General features: G+C 70.9%; 12 protein-coding genes and 1 pseudogene. 7 read left to right on the forward strand and 6 right to left on the reverse strand.

Going from position 1 to position 18,898, the window contains the following annotated elements:
• Positions 1 to 133 precede the first annotated feature (133 nt).
• Both AWX74_RS13145 and AWX74_RS13160 read left to right on the forward strand, forming a co-directional pair.
• Positions 134 to 1,540 carry a family 2B encapsulin nanocompartment shell protein gene (locus AWX74_RS13145; RefSeq protein WP_207550309.1) on the forward strand — a complete coding sequence of 469 codons (1,407 nt, stop codon included), beginning with the start codon at positions 134 to 136 and terminating at the stop codon, positions 1,538 to 1,540.
• A 111-nt stretch (positions 1,541 to 1,651) separates the two neighbouring features.
• A pseudogene (locus AWX74_RS13160) lies at positions 1,652 to 4,033 on the forward strand (terpene synthase family protein).
• 73 nt (positions 4,034 to 4,106) lie between these two features.
• Here the strand turns inward: AWX74_RS13160 and AWX74_RS13165 are convergent.
• Positions 4,107 to 5,681, reverse strand: a complete 1,575-nt coding sequence (locus AWX74_RS13165; protein WP_091275890.1) for an MFS transporter — start codon at positions 5,679 to 5,681, stop codon at positions 4,107 to 4,109.
• A gap of 394 nt (positions 5,682 to 6,075) precedes the next feature.
• Between AWX74_RS13165 and AWX74_RS13170 the strand changes: the two genes are divergently transcribed.
• The 4 genes from AWX74_RS13170 to AWX74_RS13190 all read left to right on the forward strand — a co-directional run bounded on the left by AWX74_RS13170 (position 6,076) and on the right by AWX74_RS13190 (position 11,148).
• Positions 6,076 to 7,002 carry an alpha/beta hydrolase gene (locus AWX74_RS13170; RefSeq protein ID WP_091275891.1) on the forward strand — a complete coding sequence of 309 codons (927 nt, stop codon included), beginning with the start codon at positions 6,076 to 6,078 and terminating at the stop codon, positions 7,000 to 7,002.
• A gap of 495 nt (positions 7,003 to 7,497) precedes the next feature.
• Positions 7,498 to 9,384, forward strand: a complete 1,887-nt coding sequence (locus AWX74_RS13180) for a TerD family protein (protein WP_091276736.1) — start codon at positions 7,498 to 7,500, stop codon at positions 9,382 to 9,384.
• Between the two features lie 149 nt (positions 9,385 to 9,533).
• Positions 9,534 to 10,535, forward strand: coding sequence for an aldo/keto reductase (locus AWX74_RS13185; RefSeq protein ID WP_091275897.1), 1,002 nt, complete (start codon positions 9,534 to 9,536; stop codon positions 10,533 to 10,535).
• A gap of 97 nt (positions 10,536 to 10,632) precedes the next feature.
• Complete coding sequence (locus AWX74_RS13190; protein WP_165615597.1) at positions 10,633 to 11,148, forward strand: pyridoxamine 5'-phosphate oxidase family protein; 516 nt, start codon at positions 10,633 to 10,635, stop codon at positions 11,146 to 11,148.
• A gap of 113 nt (positions 11,149 to 11,261) precedes the next feature.
• On the opposite strand, the gene AWX74_RS13195 is transcribed toward AWX74_RS13190, so the two are convergent.
• From AWX74_RS13195 to AWX74_RS13210, 4 genes are all read right to left on the reverse strand, one after another.
• The gene (locus tag AWX74_RS13195; RefSeq protein WP_091275900.1) at positions 11,262 to 12,116 is read right to left on the reverse strand and encodes a hypothetical protein; all 855 of its coding nucleotides are present in this window, start codon (positions 12,114 to 12,116) and stop codon (positions 11,262 to 11,264) included.
• A gap of 18 nt (positions 12,117 to 12,134) precedes the next feature.
• Positions 12,135 to 14,612 (reverse strand): hypothetical protein, encoded by a 2,478-nt coding sequence (locus AWX74_RS13200; protein WP_242666212.1) that lies wholly within the window; start codon positions 14,610 to 14,612, stop codon positions 12,135 to 12,137.
• Between the two features lie 456 nt (positions 14,613 to 15,068).
• The gene (locus tag AWX74_RS13205) at positions 15,069 to 15,788 is read right to left on the reverse strand and encodes a haloacid dehalogenase-like hydrolase (protein ID WP_091275902.1); all 720 of its coding nucleotides are present in this window, start codon (positions 15,786 to 15,788) and stop codon (positions 15,069 to 15,071) included.
• 644 nt (positions 15,789 to 16,432) lie between these two features.
• Positions 16,433 to 17,212, reverse strand: coding sequence for a class I SAM-dependent DNA methyltransferase (locus AWX74_RS13210; protein ID WP_091275904.1), 780 nt, complete (start codon positions 17,210 to 17,212; stop codon positions 16,433 to 16,435).
• A gap of 158 nt (positions 17,213 to 17,370) precedes the next feature.
• Here AWX74_RS13210 and AWX74_RS13215 point away from each other — a divergent pair, with 158 nt between their 5' ends.
• Positions 17,371 to 17,658 carry a hypothetical protein gene (locus AWX74_RS13215; protein ID WP_193209684.1) on the forward strand — a complete coding sequence of 96 codons (288 nt, stop codon included), beginning with the start codon at positions 17,371 to 17,373 and terminating at the stop codon, positions 17,656 to 17,658.
• A gap of 27 nt (positions 17,659 to 17,685) precedes the next feature.
• Here the strand turns inward: AWX74_RS13215 and AWX74_RS13220 are convergent, their stop codons facing one another.
• Positions 17,686 to 18,453: an SDR family NAD(P)-dependent oxidoreductase gene (locus tag AWX74_RS13220; RefSeq protein ID WP_091275907.1), complete on the reverse strand. Its 768-nt coding sequence runs from the start codon at positions 18,451 to 18,453 to the stop codon at positions 17,686 to 17,688.
• Positions 18,454 to 18,898 lie beyond the last annotated feature (445 nt).

The following is an 18,898-nucleotide window of genomic DNA, read 5'->3' on the forward strand; positions in this document are numbered from 1 at the left end:
CGCAGAAAAAATGCAGGGAATATTGCGCCGCTGGTACCCGTCTGTCCGGCTTGCGGTCCTCTGGTCGCCTGTTCGCCGATCCACCGCCCGTCCAGGGTGATCTTCCGCAGTCCACAGAGGGGTGATGCACGCCATGACCGAGCCGGTCAGCGTATCCGCTGATGTCGACCTTTCCGCGCAGCCGTTGAGTCTTGGCTCCGCCGCGGCGCGAAATCTCGCGACCACGACCAAGTCCGTCCCGCAGATGCAGGAGATCTCCTCCCGCTGGCTGCTGCGGATCCTGCCCTGGGTGCACACGGCCGGTGGCGTGTACCGGGTGAACCGGCGCCTCACGTACATCGCCGGCGACGGCCTGCTCACCTTCACCAGCACCGGCTCGCAGATCCAGGTCGTCCCCGCGGAGCTCACCGAGCTCCCCCCGCTGCGGGGTTTCGAGGGTGACGAGCTCGCCGCGCTCGCCGACGGCTTCGTCCAGCGGGAGTACTCCGCGGGCGACGTCCTCGTCACCAGTGGAGACGCCGCGGACGCCGTCTTCCTCATCGCGCACGGCAAGGTCGGCAGGTTCGGGCCCGGAGCCTACGACGACGAGCGGTCGCTGGGAATCCTCAGCAGCGGCGAGTACTTCGGTGACGAGGTCCTGATCGAGGCGGACGCGACCTGGGGTTACACGGCCCGTGCCCTCACCGGCACGACGGTGCTCGTCCTGCCCCGCCAGCGGTACCAGCAGCTTCTGGACGCCTCCGACACGCTGCGGGCCTGGGTGGAGGACTACCGCGCCCGTGTCGTGCCCGTGCAGAACCGGTACGGCGAGGCCGAGATCGCGATCTCGGCCGGCCACGTCGGCGAGCCGGTGCTGCCCGGCACGTTCGTCGACTACGAGCTGGCGCCCCGCGAGTACGAGCTGAGCGTCGCCCAGACCGTGCTGCGGGTGCACAGCCGGGTCGTCGACCTCTACAACGAGCCGATGAACCAGCTCGAGCAGCAGCTGCGGCTGACCGTCGAGGCGTTGCGTGAGCGCCAGGAGCAGGAGCTGGTGAACAACGCCGACTTCGGCCTGCTGCACAACGCGGACCTGCGCCAGCGCATTCACACCCGGACGGGGCCACCGACCCCGGACGACCTCGACGAACTGCTGAGCCGCCGGCGGAGCACGCATGTTCTGCTCGCCCATCCGCGCGCCATCGCGGCGTTCGGCCGGGAGTGCACGGCGCGCGGCATCTACCCGGCGACGGTGCTGTTCCATGACCAGCATGTGCCGGCCTGGCGTGGTGTTCCCCTGCTGCCGGTGAACAAGATCCCGGTCAGCGTGGCCGGGAAGACGTCGATCCTCGCGCTGCGCACCGGTGAGGAGAGCCAGGGCGTCATCGGGCTGCACCACGTCGGTCTTCCCGACGAGCTGGAGCCGGGGCTTTCCGTCCGGTTCATGGGGATCAGCGAGAAAGCAATCATCTCCTATCTGGTGACGACCTACTACTCCGCCGCCGTTCTGGTGCCCGACGCCCTCGGGATCCTGGAGAACGTGGAGATCGGGCGGCACTAGCCGCGCACCTCCGACCGGCGCCGCCGCGGCGGAGACCCTGGCGCGGCGGCGCGGTTTCCCGGGATGTTTCTCGTCGGTGATCCGAGCACAGAGGAAGGTGTGCAGCGCGTTATGCAACCGTTCACGCTACCCCGGTTTTACGTACCGTATCCGGCGCGGCTCAACCCGAACCTGGAGGCCGCCCGCGCGCACAGTCTGGTCTGGGCCGGCGAGATGGGAATGATCGACCCGGCCGACGGAGGGCCCGCGATCTGGACGCAGCGTGACTTCGAGGCGCACGACTACGCCCTGTTGTGCGCGTACACCCATCCCGACGCCACCGCCGAGCGGCTCGCGCTCATCACGGACTGGTACGTGTGGGTGTTCTACTTCGATGACCATTTTCTCGAGCTTTTCAAGCGAACCGGCGACATGGCCGGCGCCCGCGAATACCTGGACCGGCTGCATGCCTTCATGCCGGTCGACGGCGTTGCCGAGCGGGCCACCGGAAACGCGGCGGACAGGGCTGCCGACAAGACAGCCGACAAGACAGCCGACAAGACAGCCGACAAGACAGCCGACAAAGCCGCCGGCGAAGCCGCCGAAGGCTCTTCCGGTAGCGCACCGGCGTCGGCGCCGGTGAACCCGGTCGAACGCGGCCTGGTCGACCTGTGGTCGCGTACCGTTCCCGACCGCACCGCGGCATGGCGGCAGCGGTTCGTCGCGAACACCCGCAACCTGCTGGACGAATCCCTGTGGGAACTCGCCAACATCAACGACAACAGGGTGTCGAACCCGATCGAGTAAATCGAGATGCGGCGCAAGGTCGGGGGAGCGCCCTGGTCGGCGAACCTTGTCGAGCATGCCGCCGACGCCGAGGTGCCGGCGTCCGTCGCGGACCGGCGTCCGATGCGCGTGCTGCTCGACACCTTCGCCGACGCCATCCACCTGCGGAACGACCTGTTCTCCTACCAGCGCGAGGTCGAGGTCGAAGGCGAGCTGAGCAACGGGGTCCTGGTGCTTGAGCGGTTCCTCGGCTGCGACACCCAGAGCGCGGCCGAGCTCGTGAACGACCTGCTCACGTCCCGGCTGCACCAGTTCGAGCACACGGCGGTCGTCGAGGTCGCGCCGCTGCTGGACGAGAACGGCGCTGATCTGCCTGCCCGCGCCGCCGTTCTCGCCTACGTCAAGGGCCTGCAGGACTGGCAGTCCGGCGGCCACGAATGGCATCTTCGCTCCAGCCGCTACATGAACGACAGCGCGGCCACGCCGAGCCTGCTGCCGCCCGGCCCGAGTGGCCTGGGCACGTCCACCGCCCGAGTGCTGGAATCGATCCTCGCCACGGCACCGCAGCGCCTGCGGGCCTTCAGCCACGTGCCCTTCCAGGCCGTCGGATCCATGCCTGTTCCGGCTCCCTACATGCCCTTCGAGACGGGCGAGAACCCCCACCTGGCGAGCGCCCGGCGCGACACCGTCCGATGGTCTCGGGCGACGGGCCTGCTCGACCCGGTCCCCGGCATCTGGGACGAGCACAAGCTCGTCTCCTACGACTTCCCGCTCTGCGCCGCCTGCATCCACCCCGCGGCGGACCGGGACGCGCTTTTCCTGGCCGCGCGCTGGCTCACCTGGGGAACCTACGCGGACGACTACTATCCGGTGGTCTTCGGAAGAACCCGGGACCTCGCCGGCGCGCGGGCATGTACGGAGCGGCTGAAGGAATTCCTCCCCCTGGAGTTCGGGGCGGGCACGGAGGCGGCACCCCCACCGGTGATCCCCCTGGAAAAGGCGCTGGCCGACCTGTGGGCGAACACCGCGCCGCCGCTGGACCGCGACGCCCGCCGCGCCTTCCGCGGCGCGGTCGACAGGATGCTCGACAGCTGGCTGTGGGAGCTGGCGAACCACGCCGGCAACCGGATACCCGATCCGGTGGACTACCTGGAGATGCGGCGGGCGACCTTCGGCGCCGATCTGACCATCACCCTCACCCGGATCGGCTCCGAATCGAACCTGCCGGCCGAGGTCGCTGCGGCGGGCCCGATCCGCGCGCTGGAGAACTCGGCCGCTGACTACGCCGCCCTGCTCAACGACATCTACTCGTACCAGAAGGAGATCCAGTTCGAAGGCGAGCTCAACAACGGTGTTCTGGTGGTGCGCAACTTCCTCGACTGCCCCACCGAGCGGGCCATGGCGGTGGTCAACGACCTGATGACCGCCCGGATGCGGCAGTTCGAGCACATCGTGGACCGTGAGCTGCCCGCCATGTTCGACGCCTTCGGCCTCGCCGAGGACGCCCGGGCCGCGGTCGGGCGTCACGTGGGTGAGCTGCGGAACTGGATGGCGGGCGTGCTCCGCTGGCACGAGGGGACCCGCCGCTACGACGAGTCGGAGCTGCGCCGGCATCCGGCGGCCGGTGTCCCGCCGTTCGGCTCACCGACCGGGCTCGGGACGTCCGCCGCGCGTCTCGCCGCCGGCATCGCGCGCACCGGCACAGGCGGCCTGGCGGCTCGGCCCTGACCACTGACAGCCCGGACGCCCCCTGACAGCCCGGACGCCCCCCTACCGCTCGGACGTCCGGTGCACGCCCTGGTCAGGCCACTTTCGCGGGGCCGGGAGCAGGCGTCGGAACCGACGGTGTGGCGACCGTTGCGCGGGGGAGGACGAGCGAGCCGAGGAAGGCGACGGCGACCGAGACCAGGCCGACGAGGACGGTGGCGAGCAGTCCGGCGTCCGGGCCGTGCCGGGCGCTCTGCGCGAAGAAGAGCGCGCCGCCGCCGGAGACCCCCAGCGCCGAAGCGAACTGCTGGGTGGTGGTGAGGACGCCGCTGACCGTCCCGCTGATGTCCGCCGGGGCGGCGGCCATCACGGTCGCCGCCAACGCCGGGATCACCAGACCGTTGCCGAGACCGGCGACCATCAGCAGCGGGGTCAGTTCCCAGGCCGAGACACCGGTGCCCTCCACCGCGACCGCCACCGCGAAGCCGACCAGCGACAACGAGGTGGCCAGCGCACCGGCACTGAGCACGCGAGGCCCGAACCGGCCGGCCAGCGGCCGGGCGCACAGCGACGCCAGCGCGAACACGACACCGAGCGGTGCGAACATCAGCCCGGCGTTCAACGGTGAGCGGTGCTGGCCGGCCTGCAGGAAGATCGTGAGCGAGAGCAGGAAACCGCCGAAGAACAGGAAGTAGCCCGCGCTCATCACCATGCCGCCGACCACCGGCCGGGACCGCACCACCGCCGGCGGGATGATCGGGTGTCCGCCGCCGCGGGCCAGGCGTGCCTCCCAGCCGGCGAACCCGCCGAGAACGAGAAGGCCGGCGGTGAGCGCGAGCCACGTCCACAGCGGCCATCCTTCGTCGCGGCCCAGGGTGAGCGGGACGAGCACCAGGCCGATACCGAGCGTCAACGCGCCGAGCCCCACCGGGTCGAGGCGCTCCGGGCGCGCGGCCCGCGACTCGGTGACCAGCCGCCGCGCGCCGACCAGCGCCGCCAGCCCGATCGGGACGTTGACCAGGAAGATCGGACGCCAGCCGAGACCGAGGATGTCCAGGTCGAGCAGCACTCCGCCGAGGACCTGGCCGCAGACGCCGCCGAGCCCGATCGTGACGCCGAAGAAGGCGAAGGCCCGCGCCCGCTCCGCCGGCGGGAAGGTCACGGTGATCAGCGCGAGGACCTGGGGGACCATGGCGGCCGCGCCGGCACCCTGCAGCAGCCGGCCACCGATGAGCGTCGCCTCGTTCGGCGCGACACCGCACAGCGCCGACGCGGCCGTGAAGACGGCCATGCCGATCAGGTACAGGCGACGGCGTCCGAACCGGTCACCGAGCCGACCGCTGGTGACCAGACCGGCGGCGTAGGTGAACGAGTAGCCGCCCACGATGAGCTCGAGGCCGGCATTGGACGCGCCCAGGTCACTCTCGATGCTCGGTGCCGCCACGTTGACGACGAAGACGTCGAAAAGGCTCATGAAGCTGGCGATGAGGATCACCGGGAGCGCCCGCCACCGTCGCGAATCCACCACCGCGGCCGGTGGCCCGGGGTTGCCTGCGGCCCGGCTGACGCCGACGCCGACGCCGCCGTGTTTCCCGGCCCCGCCGTGTTCGCCGGCCCCGCCGTGTTCGCTCCCGGCCTGACGCGCCGCTGTGTCGACACCGCCCGACATACGCACCGGGCTCCTTCCACAACCGAGTCTGTAGAGCCGGACAGTCCCGCCTACCTGCGCCTTCGACGCGAGCGGGCCCACCAGCTGATCGACACTGCCGGCCGATCGACACTGCAGAAGTCCACGCGCGGATTCGGAATTCCCGGCCGAGGCCGCCGCGTCGGGGCCAGCGGGCCCGTGACGCGCGGCGAGCCGTCCGATCGAAATCGCATATGTGCAGGTCAGCGGTACGAGCGAGACGGCCTTCCGGTGGGGAAGTGAGCCCGGACACACCCCCGGCGACTCCTCGCGGCACTTCTGGTGAAGCCCGTGGCCGGGCCCGGCCGCACCTGCACACGGTTCCGTGGCCGGTGTGGGCGAATGCGGGCTACCGTGGGTAAATGGGAGGACGCTGATGACGTCCGGCGTGGTCGCGCCGCAGCTGCGTGCCGGGCTGCGCAGGTCACCGCGGGTACGCGTCGACCGTGCCTGGGTTCGCGGCCTGGTCCGGCTCGCGATCCGTCGGATGCCCACGGTGGCAACCACCGGTGTCACCGTGGAGACCGTGTCTGTCGCGGGCCACGATGCCCGGCTCTACCGCCCGGACGTCCGGCATTCGGGCGCCGCGCTGCTGTGGATCCACGGCGGTGGAATGATCATGGGGTCGGCGGTCCAGGATGATCGTCAATGTGGTCAGACCGCGCTCGAGCTCGGCATCGTCGTCCTGTCCGTCAACTACCGGCTCGCCCCGGCCTTTCCGTTTCCCGCGGCGCTCGACGACTGTCAGGCGGGGTGGGAATGGCTCGTACGGCAGGCCGGTGAGCTGGGCGTGGACCCGTCGCGAGTGGCGATCGGAGGCCAGAGCGCCGGTGGCGGGCTGGCTGCCTGCCTGGTCCAGCGGCTGTGCGACACCGATGGGCCCGCGCCGGCCGCCCAGTGGTTGCACGCCCCGATGCTCGACGATCGCACCGCTGCGCGACGTGAGCTGGACGCGGCCCGTCACCCGGTGTGGGACAACCGGCTCAACCGCTTCGGCTGGCGTTCCTACCTGGCCACCGATCCCGGAGCCCCGGCCCTGCCGGAGTTCGCCGTCGCGGCCCGCCGCGCGGACCTGCGAGGACTTCCGCCCGCCTGGGTCGGGGTGGGCGATGTCGATCTCTTTCTCGACGAGAACAGGGACTACGCGCAGCGGCTGAGCGCCGCCGAAGTACCGACGACCTTCCACGTCGTGCCCGGCGCACCGCACGGATTCGAGACCTGGGCCCCGGACACCGACCTGAGCCGCGCCTATCTGGCCGCGGCGCGAGACTGGTTGCGCCACGTGCTCGGCGAAGAAGCCTGAGCGCGGAACGAGACAACCCACCGTGGCACGGTGACGCAGCCCGCAGAAAAGAGTGCCTTCTTCCTCAGACTCCGCGCGGTCACAAGAATTTGATCCGGGCCAACGAGCCGCCGTGGTCGAGTGAGACCCTGCGTGAGTCCGGCATCCAGGCCGATATTGGCGAATCCGGAAAATATCAGTCTGTTCGTGCCGCGGAGCCGGCGCCGGGAACCGACGTCTACGCCACGATCCGGCTCGGTTGGGACGGTCATTCTTGTGCGGGAGACCATCGGTTTCTGATCCGGCACGGCCGGCTGTGGGCCGATCGCGGCCGGCCGGCCCGCGGGCCGGAGCGGGTGTTCTGGCGTCACCCATGAACGCTTATTTGTTCAAGTGGTGTTTCGTTTGTGTGTACCTTGTTGGGCGCAATCGTCCACAGTGCACCTTGTGACCGCTCCTACCATCTTGCCCACGGACCGTCCGGCAGCGCACTCGCACCCGTTCGCGGTGGTCGATGTGGAGACGTCCGGGCTGGCCGCGGACCGGGACCGGATCCTGTCGATCGCAGTCGTGCAGGTCGGCACGGACGGTTCGGTCGGTGAGCGGTGGACCACGCTGTTGGACCCCGGCTGCGACCCCGGCCCGGTACACATCCACGGCCTCACCCGGGAGCTGCTGGCCGGAAGCCCCACATTCGCCGACGTCGTCGACGAGCTGGCCTCCCGCCTCGCCGGGCGGGTGATGGTCGCGCACAACGCGTCCTTCGACTGGCGTTTCCTCACCGCGGAGGCCGCGCGGGCCGGCCGGGAGCTGCCGATCGAACGACGGATGTGCTCCTGTGTGCTGGCTCGGCGGCTGGACCTGCCGGTCCCCGACTTCAGGCTGGCGACCATCGCCGACTTCTGGGCGGTGCCCTTCGAGCGCCAGCACGACGCACTGGCCGACGCCCTGGTGGTCGCCGAGGTCCTGCCGCGCATGCTCGCCCTGGCCGGGGAGCAGGACCTGGAGCTGCCCATCACTGCCGGTGACCGGACGCCCGCACCACGGCCGACCTCGGCGCCGCGAGCCCGCTGCGCGTTCGTCAACCCGGGCCCGCTCGCCGACGCCGGCCTGATCCAGGGCATGCGGATCGCCTTCACCGGGGAGACAGACACTCCCAGAGATCGTTTGGAACAGCTCGCCATCGACGCCGGACTCGCCGTCGCGACCTCGGTGAGCCGCCGCACGAGCGTGCTCGTGACGAACCACGTCGGCTCCGGCAGCGGCAAGGCGAAGGCTGCCCTGGCGCACGGCGTTCCCGTCATCGACGAGGCAACCTTCCTGCGGCTGGCCGCCAACGTCGCCGCTGGCAGCCCCCGCGACCTCCCCGCACCCGCGCTGGTTCGCGCTCCGGCGCTGGTTCCCACCCCTGCTCCCGTCGCGGCGCCCACGCCGACAGGTGAACCTGCGCCGGTCACTCAGCCCGTGTCGGCTGCTCCGGCTGCTCCCACGGCGACGTCGGCGACGTCGGCGACGTCGGCCGCGTCGGCGACGTCGGCTGGTCCCACGGCTGGGCACGTTCCGGCCGCGCGGGGCGGTGGCGGGCCGGCGGCGCGGCGACCGTTCGCCGTGCGGCGCGTCCTCGTCCTCGGCGGGCCGCACGCCGAGGCTGCCGCTCTGCGGGAACGGGTCATCACCGCCGGTGGCCTGGCGGCGGTGAACCTGACCGCCAGCGTGACGGACGTGGTGTGCCTTCCCGGCGGGGAAACTGACCGCAGGATGGCGCGGATCCATACCCTCGGACTCCCGGTGACCACCGCCGACACGTTCCTGCGGCTGCTCGACGACCTGCTCGCCACCGGGCGCCGAGCGCCCGTCCAGTTGGGTGGCGGCGCGCCGAAGCCGCTGGCGCGGGGCGCCGTCGTGGACCTCCCGGTCGCGACGGCAGGCGCGCGCTGGACCGTCGCCGCCACCTGGGCCTGGGACAGCACGGCGGAGATCGACCTGGTCGCGTTCCTGGTGGGCGTGAACGAGCTGGTCGGTGACGACGACGACTTCGTCTTCTTCAACCAGCCGCACACCGACGACGGTGCCGCCAGCCTCAGCGTGGACGGCCCGTCGGAGCAGGCGATCACTCTCGATCTCATGACCCTGCCAAGCTCGGTGCATCGGGTTGTCGTCGCGGCGGCACTCGGTGACGGCCGGACCTTCGGTGACATCGGGCCCGTCAACGTGGCGGCCCGCACCCCGGACGGGCAGCCGTGGCTGCACGCGACCCTGGACGCGGCGACCACCGAGCGAACCATGGTGCTTGCCGAGGTGTACCGCCGCAACGGCATGTGGCGGTTCCGCGCGGTCGGCCAGGGCCACAACCACGGCCTGGTCGACCTGGCCCGCGGCTACGGCGTCGACGCCACCGACTGAGCCAGACGCCACCGCCTGAGCCACCGGCCGGGGTGATCAGGGGCGTCGGCGGCGGTGATGGTGGGACATCCCCGGCGACCGGTCCGTGGGAGAGTTACCGGTTGGCGGATCGTCGCAGGCTCCTCACCGTGGAAGTGGGTGCTGTTCTCGTGGAGTACGTGAAGCTGGGGTCGACCGGTCTGGAGGTCTCCCGTGTCTGCCTGGGCTGCATGAGCTATGGCACGCCTGGGCAGGGGACGCATCCGTGGTCGCTGGACGAGGAGGCGTCCCGGCCGTTCTTCGAGCGGGCGGTCGAGGCGGGCGTCACCTTCTTCGACACCGCGAACGTCTACTCGCTGGGCCGCAGCGAGGAGATCACCGGCCGAGCCCTGCGTGACTTCGCCCGGCGTGACGAGGTCGTGATCGCCACCAAGGTGCAGGGCCGGATGCGGCGCGGCGCCAACGGCGCGGGACTTTCCCGCAAGGTCATCATGACCGAGATCGACGCCAGCCTGCGTCGCCTCGGCACCGACTACATCGACCTGTACCAGATCCACCGCTGGGACGACTCGACGCCGATCGAGGAGACCCTGGAAGCGCTGCACGACGTCGTCCGCGCCGGCAAGGCCCGGTACATCGGCGCCTCGTCGATGGCCGCCTGGCAGTTCGCCAAGGCCCTGTTCGTCGCGGAACGCCACGGCTGGACACGCTTCGTCTCGATGCAGAACCACTACAACCTCCTCTATCGCGAGGAGGAGCGGGAGATGCTCCCGCTGTGCGCGGACCAGGGGATCGGTGTCATCCCGTGGAGCCCGCTCGCCCGCGGCCGCCTCACCCGGGACTGGGACACCACCACCACCCGCACCGAGACCGACGCCTTCGCCCGGAGCCTCTACCACGACGACGACCGGCTGATCGTCGACGAGGTCGCCAAGATCGCCGCGGAGCGCGGAGTCAGCCGGGCCCAGGTGGCACTGGCGTGGCTGGTACGTAATCCGGTCGTCGTCGCCCCGATTGTCGGCGCGACCAAGCCCGAGCATCTCGACGAGGCTGTCGCCGCGCTCGACCTGGTGCTCACCGACGACGAGGCCGCCCGCCTCGAAGCCCCCTACCGGACCCGCCCGGTCGCCGGCATCTCCGTCCCGCCCCGTCGCGCCGTGGCCAGCCGCTGACACCGCGTCGTGGGATCGGCCCCGTGCCGGCCAGGTGTTCCAGAGCCGCGTACCTCGGCTCGTCAGCGGGTGTTCCTCCCGGAGAGGGGACTGAACGGTGGGTGTCAACCAGCGATCCCAGGTCGAGATGACGGCGGAGGAGGTCTCGGCCTACGTGGCGACGCGTCGCACCGCGACGCTCGTCTCGCTCGGCCCGGGCGGGCATCCACATGCCGTCGCGATGTGGTTCGCCGTCCTCGACGGGGTCCTGTGGTTCGAGACGAAGGCGAAGGCGCAGAAGGCGCAGAACATTCGCCGCGACCCGCGGGTGACCGTCCTGATGGAGGATGGCCTGACCTATGACGCGCTGCGCGGCGTGTCCCTGGAAGGCCGGGCCGAGATCGTCGATGACGCCGAGGCGCTGTGGAAGGTCGGGGTCAACGTCTGGGAGCGTTATCACGGCCCGTACAGCGACGAGATGAAGCCGCTTGTGGAGAACATGCTGCACAAGCGGGTCGCCGTGCGGGTCGATGTCGAGCGCGTCCGTTCCTGGGATCACCAGAAGCTCGGCCTGCCTCCGATCCCGATGGGCGGGACGACGGCACCCCACTACCCGCAGCCCCCGGCGCCCTAGGACCTCTGCGCCGGTGGCCTTTCTGCCAGTTCGGCCACGGGCCGGGCCTGGCCTGGCGTTTTCACCACGGGTGAGCACTATTGCCGTGGTCGAGGGCGCTGCTGCTCGCCTCCTCAGCCATGCAGGAGATCCGGGCCGCCGGTGAAATCGTCCGGGTGCGTCAGGGGGTGTTCGTCGAACGTGACGTCGTGCCCGAGAACCGAGTCGGCGGTCGGGTCGAGATGATCGACGTGATCGCCATGATCGGCGGGACCTTTCCAGTCGTGGGTGTCGTCGGCGTGCTCCTTGGGCCCGTGGTCATCCAACCCGTCACCGAAGCCGCCTTCGTGTTCATGGGAGGCGTGCTGGAACTCGTGGGCGTCCGGCCCGACGACCTGCTTGGCGCCGGCCTGGTCGTCGTTGTGATCGGCTGCTGTGCGGCTGTCGGCCAGTGCCGCCGCGGCGTTGGACATCTCCGGCCGGCCGGCGTGCGGGTCGAGATCCCAGCCGGTGTCCCATCCATGGCCCCACTCGGCCTCACCACCGCCACCGCTTCCGGCAGCGGCACCGCTTCCGGCAGCGGCACCGTCACTGTCGTGACCGGTGAGCTGGAACCCGGAGGACTCGTCCGCGTGCTTGGCGAGGCTGTCGTCCTCCGGTGTCTTCGCTCCGCTATCGCCATCGCTGTCCGCGTGGGCCACACTGCCGTCGTGTTGGTCGGCTCGGCCGTCGTGGTGGGCCGTCGAGTCCGGGTCCAGTTCGTGGGCCGGCTCCTGGTCGTGTGGCGTGTCGTGGTCCAGGTCGTGGGTGTGGTGGTCCGTGTCGGCCACCGTGCCCGCAAGAAGCGCAGTGGCGACCACCGTGGCGCCGACGACCGCGCCGCCGGCGGCCGAGGCGAGCAGGGGCGGCAGACCTGGGTCGTTGTGTCGCCCGGCGTAGGTGGCGACGTGGGGGCGTGTCCGGTCGAACTGGCTGCTGAAAAGGGGCATATCCGCGGCCTGCGCCTTTCAGAAGTCGGCGAACCGAGGGGTGCTGACGGCGTCCCGGGCTGCGCGCAGATGGTCGGCGATGGCGCCGCGACCCACCCGGATCCCGGAGTTCGCGGGATAGCGCCGCAGTACGTCCAGCCGGGCGAGGCGTCGCGCGACGGCCCGCAGCACCTCGTGGCGGGCGTCGACCGGCGCTCCGCGCAGTTCGAGGGCCATCTGACGAGTGGTCTCCCAGCGTGGCGCGAACAGGTTCTCGGTGAGTACATAGCCCAGCACCGGAAGCGTGGTGGTGACAAGAGTGTTCCACCGGTCGATCACCGTCGCCCAGCCGCGGGCGGACTGCGCCCCGACCGCCGCGACGCGCTTCTCGCCCTGGGCGTACCGGCTGTAGACCTGGCTCGCACCGGAGACGAGGAAGACCGGATTGAGCAACGCGGCGACCCCGAGAGACACGGCGGCGCTGGTGTAGTCCGGTCGTGGCAGAGCCGCCGGGTCGAGGTCGAGCAGCCGCGACACCTGCGCGGCGAGCTGACCGGTCTCGGCTGCGGCACGTTGCGCGGGAGCGAGCGCGGCCCGCAGCCGACCCTCCTGCGCTTTCAGCCAGGCCGGCTCGCGGCCCCCGGTGAGTGGCTCCAGCAGCCGTGCGTCGCGATGCCGGACGAACGCCGGCAGCACCGAACCGACCTGGTCCAGGTGGCGCTGCAGCTCGACCAGCCCCTCGGCGAGGGTCGCGGCGGTGCGCGCACGCCCCTCGTCATCGCCCGGCAACGGCACCTGGCCGCCCAGCCTGGCGCCGATCCCGTCGCCGAGCAACACCGCATGTAGCTCGTAGAACGGACCGAAGATCGTATAGAGGAAGTAATCTTCCTCAAGGCCCGCGGCGGCGCGCAGCATGTCCGCGATGTGCCGAGGGTCGGTGAGCGCGTTGCGGCCGGCGACGATGTCGGTGTGCACCGCCCGCACCAGCTCGAGCTGCCCCACGATCGTCGCGTCAGCGGCCTCGGCCGCCTTGGCCGTTCCGGTCGCCGCGGCTGCCGCCGCGGTCACCCGCAGTTCCGCCCGCGCCTGGGTGGATGTCCCCGCCACCTCCCGCAGGGCGGAGAACGGCAGGTACAGGTCCACTCCAGGCCCACGGACCCGCAACGCGTCCGTGGAAACGGCGCAGGCCACCGGACGTCCATCGGCGAGCTCGGCCGGGTAGGGGCCGGTGGCCAATGTCCGCTCGGCCGCGGTCCGCACGCCTGGATGCTCCTGTAGGCGCCGGCCGAACGCCGCCGACTCACACTGCACCGTAACCGGACCGTGCTCCGGGTCGAACAGAACGAACCGCTCGGCGGAACCGGCGACCCGAAGCCGCGAGTCCGTCAGATCGAAACGTGCCACGACCTGGGAGCTGTGTACTTCCTGCAGTTCAAGGGTGGTGTCATGAAGGACGCAGTCCAGCCGGGCGACGTCGGCGCTGCCTGCCACCCCCCGCGCGGCGACGGCAGCGGACGTCCCGAACTGTGCCGGTCCTGTCCGCAGTGGCGTGGGGTGTTCTCCGGAGTGGTCCCTGCCGGCTTCGTCCGCGGCTGTCGCACCGTCGCCGCGCGCCGCGGCGACACCTACTGCCTCCGGCGATCCCGCCGGCCTCGCCGCGCCGGCCACCCGGTGGGACCCGGTGGCTGTGGCCGTGGCTGCCGCGGTGAGGAAAGCGTGCAGCACCTGCGGGGTGACAAGGTGCAGGATCACGCCGGTGAGGAAACGTCCCTCCAGGACGGCGCCGCCTCGCAGCCGTGCGGCCGTCGGCCCCATGGCGGTCAGCTCGATCCGGTTGCGGGGCCAGTCGACGAGCGTGCGCCCACGGGAACGCAGCTCCAGCCGCCCTCCTCGCACCACGACATACGCGGTCAGCTCCGGAAGTGCCGGAGCCACCGGCGGTAACGGTGGTACCGGAGGTACTGGCGGTACCGGAGGTGCGGGAGCGGCCGGCGGCGCCGGCGCCGCGGGGAACGGGAACGTCGACGAGTGCGGTCTGCCGGCGCCCCCGATCCCCGGCGCGGTAGCACCTGCTTCCACGGGCCCGATCCCCGCCGCCGAGCCACTCTGCGCCGTCGGATCGACGCCCGGGATGGCTGCTTCCGCTCCAGCCCCGCCGACAGCTCCGGACTCGGCAGCCCCGGCCGCCGGGTCGTCCTCGAACAGCAGCGTCACCGACACCGCGCACGGGCTGACGAACGAGGTCGAGGCGGCGTCCGCGAGCAGGCGGCCCTGCAAGCTGGTCAGCACCGCCAGAGCGTCGGGTGGCAGCGGCGCCACTGTGGACGCGCTCAGTGTCCGGTCGCCGGGCAGTCGCGCGTTGACGAAAAGGCGGGTGCTGCTCTCAACGAGCTCGACGGACGCATCCGGGTCGACGGCAGGTTCCAGGGCGGAGAAGACCCCGGCGCCGAGCACGTTCGTCTCGTGGACGTAGACAGCTGGACGGTCGGTCAGCAGCAGCCGGCGACTGCCCATCATGGAGAATCCGCTGGACCCGTGTTCGCGGATCGGGAACCACGCGCTGTCGAACACGATCCGGCCCTGGACCGGTCCGGGTACGGGCGCCGGACCGCCAGGTTGCCGGCCGGCCAGCCGCGCCGCCCTCCCGGCGAGCGCCCCCAGTCCCGCCTGTCCCTGCCCCGGACCGTGCCCTGGCTGTGCCTGCCCGTGACCCGCCGGACCCGCCGGACCCCGAGCCATCAGCCCTGGATCGCTCGGCCCCGGACCCGCTGGCGCAGGCCCCGGACCCGCTGGCGCAGGCCCCGGGCCTGGCTGCGATTGTCTCGGCGGCTGTCCGTCTCCCGGCCCCTGACTCCGCCCTGCCGGGCCCTGGAATCCCTGCATCTCCCTGTTCCTCTCAGGACGCCTGCTGCCCGTGCTGCCCGTGCCGGCCGCGCGGACCGTGCTGCCTGTGCTGCCTGTGCCGGCCGGGGCTCAGACCGGCAGACCGCGGGTCTGGGCACCGCCGAACATCGCCTGCCACAGGGCGTCGAGGTCGGTCAGATCGGCGAGGACGGCGTCCGCACCCGCGGCGGCGAGATCCTCGGCTGTGGTCTCACCGCTCGCCACCGCAACCGCCCGCACGCCGACGTCCAATGCTCCCCGCACGTCATGCGGGGTGTCACCGATGACAATGACGCGGGCGGGCGCGAACGTCCGGCCGTAGGCGGCCTGCGTGCGCTCGAGCGCGCGGCGGACGAGATCCGCACGATCCAGGCCGTCGTCTCCGTAGCCTCCGACGGAGAGGTCGAGGTGGTCGGTCAGCCCGAGGGCGCGTAGCTTCGAGCCGGTCACCGACCGCAGGTTGCCGGTCACCACCGACTGGATCACCCCCGCGACCGCGAGGCTCCCGATGGCTGCCGCCGCACCGGGCATCTGCCGGCCGAACTCCCGCATCCGGTCCTCGATCGTGACGGCCGCCCGCCCCATCGCCTCGAACAGCGCGCTGATGGTGTCGTCGTCGGTGGGAGCGTCGTTGGCCCGCAGCGTGTCCCGCACGATGGCCTGCTCGGTGCGGCCCGTCGTCACGGCCCGTTCCCGCAGCGGACGTCCGATCGTCTCGGTGAAGGCCGCCGCATGGATCTCCCGGCCCAGCGGCCGGATCGTCAGCAGGGTCGCGTCGATGTCCCACAGGACGAGGGCAGGCTCAGGCACCGCGCCATGATTCCACGCCGCCGCGGACGGACACCGGCAAGCCTGGCAGCCGTCACCGTGCGCACCCGGGACCGGAACTGCCGCAGAATGCCGAGCCCGGGCTTCCGCTGCCTCCCTCTTCGCCGCCGCCCCTGAGTAAGAAACGAGGATTTCCGCTCCTGCGGAGACTGTAGTAGAACCCGATCCTCGGACTTTGGCTGTTGTCAAGCAAGAGTTGAGGATTTTGGTCGTTCCGGCAACAAAAATCCGCAACTCTTGCGGATCGTCAAACGACTTTACGCCCCCATTCTCTCTATTGAGGTGAATTGTCGAGGGTGGCGCGTCGGTGCCGGATCCCTTGGGTCGGGCGGCGACTGGGCACGGGCCGCTTGGCCCAGCCGGGGACCCCGGATCCCCGCCGCTTTTCACGATTTTGATACACGCTCTGATGGCGCGGGATCCCCGGTGGGTCGGCGTTCGGCTAATGGGCACCCGGCCACCAGGTCAGTATCGGTGGTCTCGGATCCACCACATCTCGGGATCCTGCGATGCGATCTCCGTCGGACAAAACCGTCAGGGATTGCTCGCCGGCACTGGCAGTGGCAGTGGCAGCACGAAGCTCGGCATCTCGCTGCCCGTTCCAGCCCCCGCGGCCCGGCCCGAAATCATCGCCGCGGGTCCGGCTTTCGCCAGACGGAGACATGGGTGGGGCTGGCGGCGGTGAAGGGCTGACCGGACCAGCCGCCCCACCGTTCGGTGAGCTCCAGGCCGGCGAGACGGCCCATCAGGTCCAGCTCGCTCGGCCAGGCGTAGCGCAGCTCGATCGGATAGGTACGCATTCCCTCCGGGCCGAGAGCCAGATGCCGGGCCTGTACCCGCTGCTCGACCGGGTCGTGGATGGCGAGGGTGAGCCTGACCGCATCCTCGGCCAGGCTGTCGACGAGGACATCCTGGCCGCGGTGGTACCGCGTCTGGTCTGGGACGAACGCCTCCAGAACGAACAGTCCACCCGGGCGCAGCGCCCCGGCGACGTTGGCGAAACAGCGCAGCTGGGTCTCCTGGTCGCGGAGCATGAAAAAGGTGTTGAACACGACGTAAACGAGGCTGAAGGGGCCGCCCGGAGCGGTGACGTCGGCGAAGTCGCCGACGACGACCTCGAGATCCTTCCCGCCGGGTTTCTCCGCCAGCTGGGCGAGCATTCGTGGCGAGGCGTCGATTCCGACGACGGTTGTTCCCCGCGCGGCGAGCGGCAATGCCATCCGGCCCGTCCCGACACCCAGTTCCAACGTCGGCCCGTGCCCGGCCCTCGTACCCAGGAAGTCGACGGCCGCAGCACTTTCCGGCCTGCCACCGGGAAGGGAAAACCAGTCGTCATAGACACCGGCGATCTGCTCACCGTAAAGCGCCGCGCCGAGAACAGCGTCCTCGGAACCTGTGCTGACCATGTCGTGATTCTGGCGCCGAGGCACTGTTCACGCATCCCATTTTTCCGGTGACCAGTTACCGTCCGAACGGGTCTCGGGTGGGCCGGGCAGGAGAGTCATATCGGTATATGCTGCTCGGTGGGAGTGCCCGTAATGCCGTCCTGGGCGGTGCCACGACAGTGAGCCCGGTGCCCGTGCCCGCCGACTGCGTGGATGGGTTCACCGAGGCCTTCCACAACAGGCCTGAGCGATTTCTCGACCCGTCCATGCGGGGCTGTCAGTCCGCCTGGGGCTTCGTCGACCCGGTGGCGGTCGACCGGGGGCTCGCGCGGCTACGGTCGGATCTGGAGTCCGGTGCCTGGGAGGACCGGTACGGCGAGCTGCGCCGGCAACCGACCTTCGTCGGCGCACTCCGGCTGATCACTGCCCTTCCCGCCGGCATCGCTCGGGTTGACCTGGGCGGATAGCGGGCGCTGGCGGACGGCGGACCAGCTTCAGACGGCGGACCAGCCGTTGTCGACCGGCAGGATGACGCCGCTGATGTTGCTGGCGGCATCCGACGCCAGGAAGACAATGGCCGCTGCCTGTTCCTCCGCCGTGGAGCAGCGACCGGCATTGGCCGCGTACCCGCGCACCACGGTCGGGCCGACGGCCCCGGCGGACTGGTCGACAGTGATTCCGGTGGCTGTGCCGCCGGGCGCGATCGCGTTCGCGCGGATGCCCCGGTCCCGGTACATCACGGCGAGGGATCTGGTCAGCCCGGCTATGCCGTGCTTGGAGACGGTGTAGGCGGTGCCGGCGGCGCTGCCCCGCAACGACGCCTCGGACGCGGTGTTGACGATCGATCCCTTCCCGGCCGCCAGCATGTGCGGCAGGGCGGCGCGGCAGAGCAGGAAAGGCGCGGTCAGGTTGACCCGGATGACCCGCTCCCACTCGGCGTCGGAGGTTTCGCCCGCGGCGGACATGCGGTCCATGATTCCGGCGTTGTTGACCAGGACGTCGAGGCCGCCGAACGCGGAAAGAGCGGTGGTGGTCACCTCGTCGACCACGGGCTGCTCGCTGAGATCGCCGACCACCGCGACAGCGGTGCCGCCGGCCGCGTCGATTTCGGCGACGACCCCCTCGGCCGCCTTCTCGTCGATGTCCGACACGACGACCTTGGCGTGCTCGGCCGCGAAGAGAAGGGCCGCGGCCCGCCCGATCCCCGAGCCGGCGCCGGTCACGATGACGCTCCTGTCCCGAAGCCCGGTGCTGTTGCTCATGCGAGTCCTCCTTGCCTTGCGGTCGTCTGCCGTGCCGGTCGTGTGCCGTGCCGGTTGTGCGGCTTCGCGGGTCCGGACACAGCGTGGTGGTCCGCCGACGCGCTGTCCTGCCACGGTGCACCTGGCCGGGCAGGTGCATGTGCTCAACGCGCCGTGCCCGGCGCGGCTGCGGTCTCCAACTGGTCCGCCTGGTCCGCGTCCGCAGCGGTGTCCGCGTCGGTGTCGGTGGCGGTGTCGTCGCCGGAGCGCGGCCTGGCGTCCGCCGGGCTGGGACTCGTCGCGGCGGGATGGCGTTCGGTCCGGTCCTCCTCGGCGCGGGAGCGGCCCGGCGCTGACGCGAGCCGCCCGCGCAGCCAGTCCGGACGGCGAGCCCGCCCGCGTCACCTGATCAACACATCGATCGAACGTGCGTCCGCGGTCGGCCCGGGTCCGGATGCGCCGACCC

It is taken from the genome of Parafrankia irregularis (assembly GCF_001536285.1).
GTDB lineage: Bacteria > Actinomycetota > Actinomycetes > Frankiales > Frankiaceae > Parafrankia > Parafrankia irregularis.

Bases quoted from the DNA above. Each gene is read 5' to 3' on its own strand.
- AWX74_RS13145 (WP_207550309.1), top strand. From the start codon at position 134: ATGACCGAGCCGGTCAGCGTATCCGCTGATGTCGACCTTTCCGCGCAG.
- AWX74_RS13165 (WP_091275890.1), bottom strand. From the start codon at position 5,681: ATGTCGGGCGGTGTCGACACAGCGGCGCGTCAGGCCGGGAGCGAACAC.
- AWX74_RS13170 (WP_091275891.1), top strand. From the start codon at position 6,076: ATGACGTCCGGCGTGGTCGCGCCGCAGCTGCGTGCCGGGCTGCGCAGG.
- AWX74_RS13195 (WP_091275900.1), bottom strand. From the start codon at position 12,116: ATGCCCCTTTTCAGCAGCCAGTTCGACCGGACACGCCCCCACGTCGCC.
- AWX74_RS13200 (WP_242666212.1), bottom strand. From the start codon at position 14,612: ATGATGGGCAGTCGCCGGCTGCTGCTGACCGACCGTCCAGCTGTCTAC.
- AWX74_RS13210 (WP_091275904.1), bottom strand. From the start codon at position 17,212: ATGGTCAGCACAGGTTCCGAGGACGCTGTTCTCGGCGCGGCGCTTTAC.
- AWX74_RS13220 (WP_091275907.1), bottom strand. From the start codon at position 18,453: ATGAGCAACAGCACCGGGCTTCGGGACAGGAGCGTCATCGTGACCGGC.